The 6,927-nt window shown below is 33.4% G+C and carries 6 protein-coding genes; 5 read left to right on the forward strand and 1 reads right to left on the reverse strand.

Annotated features, from left to right (window positions below):
• The 3 genes from ABZC96_RS07105 to ABZC96_RS07115 form a co-directional block, all read left to right on the forward strand.
• Positions 1 to 596, forward strand: a 596-nt coding sequence (locus tag ABZC96_RS07105) for a hypothetical protein (RefSeq protein WP_373030072.1), incomplete at its 5' end; no start/stop codon positions are given.
• Positions 597 to 800: 204 nt separating this feature from the next.
• Positions 801 to 2,222 (forward strand): hypothetical protein, encoded by a 1,422-nt coding sequence (locus ABZC96_RS07110; protein WP_373030074.1) that lies wholly within the window; start codon positions 801 to 803, stop codon positions 2,220 to 2,222.
• A complete protein-coding gene (locus tag ABZC96_RS07115; RefSeq protein WP_373030076.1) occupies positions 2,223 to 3,248 on the forward strand; it encodes a M14 family metallopeptidase in 1,026 nt (341 codons plus the stop codon). It abuts the gene before it with no gap.
• Positions 3,249 to 3,329: 81 nt separating this feature from the next.
• On the opposite strand, the gene ABZC96_RS07120 is transcribed toward ABZC96_RS07115, so the two are convergent.
• The gene (locus ABZC96_RS07120) at positions 3,330 to 4,043 is read right to left on the reverse strand and encodes an ABC transporter permease (protein WP_373030078.1); all 714 of its coding nucleotides are present in this window, start codon (positions 4,041 to 4,043) and stop codon (positions 3,330 to 3,332) included.
• Between the two features lie 394 nt (positions 4,044 to 4,437).
• Between ABZC96_RS07120 and ABZC96_RS07125 the strand changes: the two genes are divergently transcribed.
• The gene (locus ABZC96_RS07125; RefSeq protein ID WP_373030079.1) at positions 4,438 to 5,814 is read left to right on the forward strand and encodes a PAS domain-containing protein; all 1,377 of its coding nucleotides are present in this window, start codon (positions 4,438 to 4,440) and stop codon (positions 5,812 to 5,814) included.
• Between the two features lie 195 nt (positions 5,815 to 6,009).
• Positions 6,010 to 6,927: DUF2156 domain-containing protein (locus ABZC96_RS07130; RefSeq protein ID WP_373030080.1), on the forward strand; the 918-nt coding region annotated here is incomplete at its 3' end.

Consider the following 6,927-nt stretch of genomic DNA (forward strand, 5'->3'; position numbering starts at 1 on the left):
AAATACTTAGAGTAATGGGATTGATAATGAAGAAAGATATTCTCAGTCGGTATGAACGTAATACTAACGGTGATATACTCATTGATATAACTGCTGATAGAATAGAAGATCTATTTAATCACTTTGATAGAAGTGCACCTTACATACTACGGGATCTTGATCAGGATCTTGTAAACTATATCATTGAGAGTGCAAAAGAACTGGATAAAGAACCGTTCATTATTCGCTTTACACTAAACAGTCTGCCAGATGAAACAGAACTCTCCAATATCAGACGCAGTATTAATGGTTTCTTTATATCTCTTGTGGAGGCTGAAAAAAACAAGTTTAGACAGATGACTCGTAAATCGTTTATTTTATTTTGCCTGGGCATTGGAATTTTATTTATTTCTATCTGGGTCAATCAAAAACTTGGATCGGACCGTAGCGTTATGACTGATGTATTTGCAGAGGGACTTACAGTTGCTGCGTGGGTTTCATTGTGGGAGGCTTTAGCGACATTTTTGATAAAATGGTTTCCACACCGTACTAATATTAATCTGTACCAGCGCTTAGCCAAGATCAAGTCTATTTTTCGGTCTCATTTAGGTAAATAGACAAGCTCTCTAACTCCTGTGCCTCATTCATTAGATCCTTCAACATCTATGCCTTTTTGCTGTATATTTTTGAGCAGCATAATCATAGTAAACCCACCGAAAACTACATACGAACTTCAATCCTTTAATTTATCTTATTAATATTTAACACTATTTGGATGTTTTTGTTATACTAGTAAAAGATAATATAAAATAAGGTATCTAATGGGCAGTGAGATCAGTCATAAAGAGTTTACAAAAGAAGATTTTATAGCGTTTAAAAAAGCTTTGTATGATGAACATGCCTATATAAAATCGTTATTTGATAAAGGCTCAGAACTTTTTTCTGACAAATACCGTATCGGTTATGAATTGGAAGCTTGCATTCTCACAAGTGAAAATCGTCCCAATCCCATAAACAAAAATATACTGGATGATATTGATTCCCCTCTTTTTACCAATGAACTAGCGAAGTATAACCTTGAGATCAATGGAAATGTTTTTAAACTTGATAATGAAGCCCCTGAAAAGTTAAACAAAGACCTTCTCTCACTTTGGGAGCAAGGTCAGAATTCAGCTAAAAAATTTGATGCAAAACTTGGACTCTTTGGTGTACTTCCCTCTTTGAAACTTGAACATTTTAACAAAGAACTGTATCAGTCTGATATGCATAGATATACTCTAGTATCTCAGCGTATAAAAGAGTTAAGACATGAAAGTGTCAAGATCCTTTTTCATGGTGAAGATGAGATATCATTACAAAAAGATGACGTGATGTTTGAAGCACTGGGAACCTCATTACAGATTCACTTTCAAATTCCGTTTGATCAAGCTGTTGAATATTATCACGCTGCACTGATGGCATCTGTTGTACTACTTGGATTTGGGGCAAACTCTCCTTTGGTTTTAGGTAAAAAGGCTTGGCATGAATCTCGCATCGCCATTTTTGAACAATCTGTAGATACAAGAGATAAAAAAAGAAGAGATCATGGTGATGAGACAAGGGTCCATTTTGCACATGGCTACATAGAGAGTTGGCTAGACTTGTTTGAACAAAACAAAATGTTTAAAATTATTTTTGCAGATGTAAGGAACAAACCTGTAAACGACCTACATCATTTCAATCTACATAATGGTACGATCTGGAGATGGATACGCCCTATTTTAGGAGAAGACAAAGATGGTAAACATACACTGAGACTTGAACTTCGTGTACTACCCTCTGGACCTACGCTTATAGATACACAGGTCAACATATGGTTTTTTATCGGCCTGATTGAAGGCCTGGTAAGATCAAAGATTGACCTTAAAAAAATGCCATTTGAAACGTTGAAAGATGATTTTTACTCTGTAGCAAAAACAGGGTTGAACGCTGAGTTTCATGAACCTAAAAATGCTCAAAAAGTCTCTTTGAAAGAGTGGATATTAAACGATGGACTGGCACTTACAAAAATAGGGCTTGACTCTTTGGGTATCTATGATGTAGATGAGTATATAGATACCATAGAGCAAAGAACTAAAAATGGACAAAACGGTGCTTCATGGCAACTTGAACATTTCAAAAAATATAACAGCATAGTTAAACTTATGGAGGATTATATGCAAAATTCCGAACAAAATATTCCTGTACACAAATGGAGTCTATAGATGAGTAATTTAACGATACTTGACCATATACCCAGTGCATTCCTCTCTATCTCTCATCGTGAGATAAAAGAGCTTTTTGATACACCTACACTGATACACTTAAAAGGTGAGAAACAGGCTGCACTATTCATCTCCATCCTGTTGCATGGCAATGAATATAGTGGACTTCAGATCATGCAGGAGATACTAAAAAAATACCAAACCACTGATGGTTATAAACTGCCAAGGGGCATATGGCTTTTTATAGGTAATGTAGATGCTGCACAAATGGGTGTGAGACTGAGAGATGGACAAATAGACTTTAATCGTGCATGGCCAGGTACAACTGAACCTGACTCAGATACAGCGATATTAATACGGGAAGTGATGGATAGGATCACCCAAGATGAGCTATTTGCTTCTATTGACCTGCACAACAATACAGGTAAAAACCCTCCTTATGGGTGTATATCTGTAGTGAATGAGAAGAACAAATACCTCTCTAGCTTTTTTAACCACATTGCTATGGTGTTTCAATCACCCAAAGGTGTCTCAACCATGGCATTTGATGATATCTGTCCGGCTATCACCCTTGAATGTTCAACCCCGGGAAATCTACCTGCGATCAAAAGAGCATTTGAACTTATAGATGATCTGATGCATATGGATCACTTTCCTGAAAAACCACTTCCGGCTCATGATCTTCAGTTGGTTAAGAACAGCGCTACGATCAAGATCAATGCGGATGTAACTTTCTGTTTTGAAGACGATGAGTATAGTGATACTCTTGGCTATGATCTTACATTGGTCAAAAATTTTGACCATCATAATTTTACTCGATTAGAGAAAAATGAAATATTTGCCTATTCAAAAGTTGCTAAGCCGTTTTTAGTACTTTCATCGGATGATCAGGATATCACAGAGGAGATCATCCAAAATAACAATGGAAAAATATCGCTTAAAAAAGCTCTGATGCCAGCCATGATCTCTATGGATAAAAAGATAGTACTACAAGACTGTTTATGCTATCTACTGGAAGATTATTAGGAATTTACACACTCTTTAGAAGGAAAGATTTAATTATTATTATAAAAAACAGAATAAATAAGTCATAATAAAATGTACAGCTTAATTCTCAATGATATCCTTCTTCAAAAGCAACAGATAGATCGCCACTGAGATACCCGCAGAGCCCAATATCATCAGCATCACCATTATCTGATACCGTACAGCGATCAAAGGATCAACACCTGAAAGTATCTGACCTGTCATCATCCCTGGTAGTGATACCAATCCTACTGCAAAAAGTGCATTGATTATGGGGATGAGTGCTGCTTTATAAGATGTGGCTCTGGCATCGATATAACCATTCCCTCTGCTTATTTCACTCTCAAACCTTTCTGCAGATATACTCACTGCGTTCATAGAGTTAGCAAATATCATCCCTGCTATAGGTATAAGAAATCTTGGTTCATACCAGGGATTCAGGTCCAATACACCAAAAACTACCATCCCCAACGAAAAAAATCCACCAACAAAAATAGAGATAAATGCATGGAAGTAGAGTGACTTATATCGTTTTTGCACTGGACGCAAAGTAATCATACTCGCTGCAATGAGCATGATAGAAAGTATCAAGATCACAAGATAGGGAGAATCGGCATCAAAAATATAAGTTAATACATACCCTATCAACATCAATTGTATCAGCATTCTGAACAGAGCATAAAAAAGCGTAGCCTTATCTTGTGTCCAACGCATATAGACTACGATAACCACAGCAACCGGTATCATGACCCATAAAAGATCTAAAAGTGAGATGTTGTAAATTGATGTATTCATATTATAATTATAGCAAGTTAAACACACGATAAATTATAAAATGGTAGTTCTGACCTAAGACAAATTATCACTCTAAATCAAATATGACATTAATTTGACATAAAAAATATATAATACACTTATGCATTATAAACAAGTATTATCCAAACTAAAACAATTACAACCCATCGATAAAGCTGTAGTAAGTACACTCTATGCTCTTTCACAAAAAAGTCTCACAACCGCAATAATATTTACGATACTGATAACAATATTTTTATATTCTGAACTTTCATATAGCATTGTCCTATGGGCTAGTGTGTTAGTTCCATTTTTATTATTTAGACTCTATCAGACGTATCTTTTTAAGAAAAATCCTCAATTATATTCCATAGAAATATGGTATAAAAAATTCATGATATATGCTTTTGTAACCGGATTGATGGTCTCAATACTTGGTTTCGTATATATACATTATGTAGATGCATATCATCAACTTTTTATCCTAGCATCTTTATTAGGGCTCACAGCAGGTGCTACAACTTCATTATCTTCAGATTTTCGCATTGCTATTGCTTATATTAGTATTATTATGATTCCTTTAATTTTATCTATGATAATGATCAATACATCATTATCCTTGATACTTGCCATACTCATGATATTATTTTTCTTATCTCAAGCAGTTATGATACGCCAAAACTATGCACAAACACAAAAAATTAAAGAATTAAAAGTACAAAAAGACTTGCTAGACAACTTATTTTCTGAAGCTCCTCTTGGAATGTTCTCTTATGATAAAAATTTAAACATGTTGTATGCAAATAGACAATTACATGATATATTTGAGTATGAAAATAGAGCTATAACGGGGATGAACCTCAATTCTCTCTTTGATTCAACTATAATAGACGTATTTTATAATATTCTTAGACAAGGTACTCAATCATATTCAGGACCTTACATCACTACCAATGATGGTGATCTTTGGATAGAAATAACAGGCTTTCCTTTTAAAAATGCTAATGATGATATTCTTGGTGGTATAGGAATTATAAAAGATAAAACCAAAGAATATACACACAAAAAAGAGCTTGAATCCCTACACAAAAAACTTCAAGATCAAATAGAACATAACCAATTTCTCTTAGATGAAAACAAACGATTCATCGCTGATATGGTTCATCAAATAAGAACACCTCTCTCCGTTATCATGACAAATTCCTCTCTTGTAGAGATGAAAACAGGGAACCAAGTCTCTTCTTATATCACACAAATACATTCAGCTATTAATATGCTCTCTAACTCTTATGAAGACCTCTCCTATATCATTACAAATGATACAATAGAATACAAACATACAGATATTAATTTAACAGATTTTCTCAATGATAGAATTGACTTTTTTGAAGTCATTGCCCATGCTAATAACAAAAGTATTATTACCAATATCGATAATAATATAAATGTAACTATGAATGATACAGAGCTAGAGAGACTCATCGATAACAACCTCTCTAATGCCATTAAACATAGTTTTGATAAAAGTGAAATAGAAATTGTATTGGAAAAAAATAATTCAGAAATAGCCTTACAGTTTATTTCTAAAGGCGAAAATATAAGGAAGGTCTCTAAAGTATTTCAAAAAAATTATACAGAGTCCTATGGGGCTAAAAGAAGTTTAGGATTGGGATTAAATATGGTAAAAACTATTTGTAAGAAAAACAACATCCACTATAGTGCTCACTCTAAAGATAACACCAATACATTCACCTATATTTTTAAAGTTTAATTTGAAGACAATCTTCTTAAATATAAGAATAATCCAAGAGGGTACAAATTGAAATAAGACACGATCTGCCATAATTAGAAACTCACAAGTACATAACAGTTATAAGGGAAATATAGACGTAATAAAATATCTAAAAATATTGATGCAAATTCGCAAAAAAAGAGTAAAATTTGAAAAAATATTTTGGAGAAAAACTTGTCAACACTTACAGTGAGTAATTACACTCTCAAACACTTCGATCTAAATGCTAAGAAAAGTATGGATAGCTATCTAAAAGTGATCAATGTTGATGTTAGTGACTATACATTTGCATGTAATTACATTTGGCTCTCAACAGCCAGTGGTTTTTATACAATAGTCAATGATACATTCTGTCTATTTATCCTTACTTCAGGTGAATTATCAATGCTTCTTCCACCTTTAGGTAAAAAAGAAAATACCTATGAAGCAATGCTTCAATGTTTTGAAATCATGAATGCACACAACAGCCATAAAAACTATTCTAAAATAGAATATATCCATGAAAATATGCTCGAAGGATTTGTTGATTATCTTGAAGAAGGTACACTCATTTTTGACATGCTTCAAGATTTCATTATAGAAAAAAAGCTTGTAGACTATATCTATAAAGTTGATGATCTTATCGAACTCAAAGGTGATCAATACAAATCAAAAAGAAATGAAATAAATAAGTTCAAAAAAGTGTATGACAACTATAGAGTAGAAATTTTGGATATTAATAAACATAAAGATGGTATTACCAGTCTATTCAATAAATGGGTAAGCGACAGAACAAAGTATATGCCAAAAGAAGAAGTTGAGACATTTTTAGATGGAATTTATTTTGAAAGATTTGCCATCAAACGACTTTTAAATGATTATCAAAACCTTGATGTGGTGGGAATGGTTCTGTATATAGATGAAGAGATCAAAGGTTTTACAGTAGGAGAGAGAATAAATGAGACAACTTCAAGTGTGATCATAGAAAAAACAGATTTTGAAGTACTGGGCTGTGCACAATTTATATTTAGAGAGTTTACAAAATATCTCAAAGAGATTTACCAAAGTGAATATATCAATGTAGGTGATGATATGGGGTTTGAGAATTTAAAA

It is taken from the genome of Sulfurovum sp. (genome assembly GCF_041551015.1).
In the GTDB taxonomy this organism is placed as follows: Bacteria; Campylobacterota; Campylobacteria; order Campylobacterales; family Sulfurovaceae; genus Sulfurovum.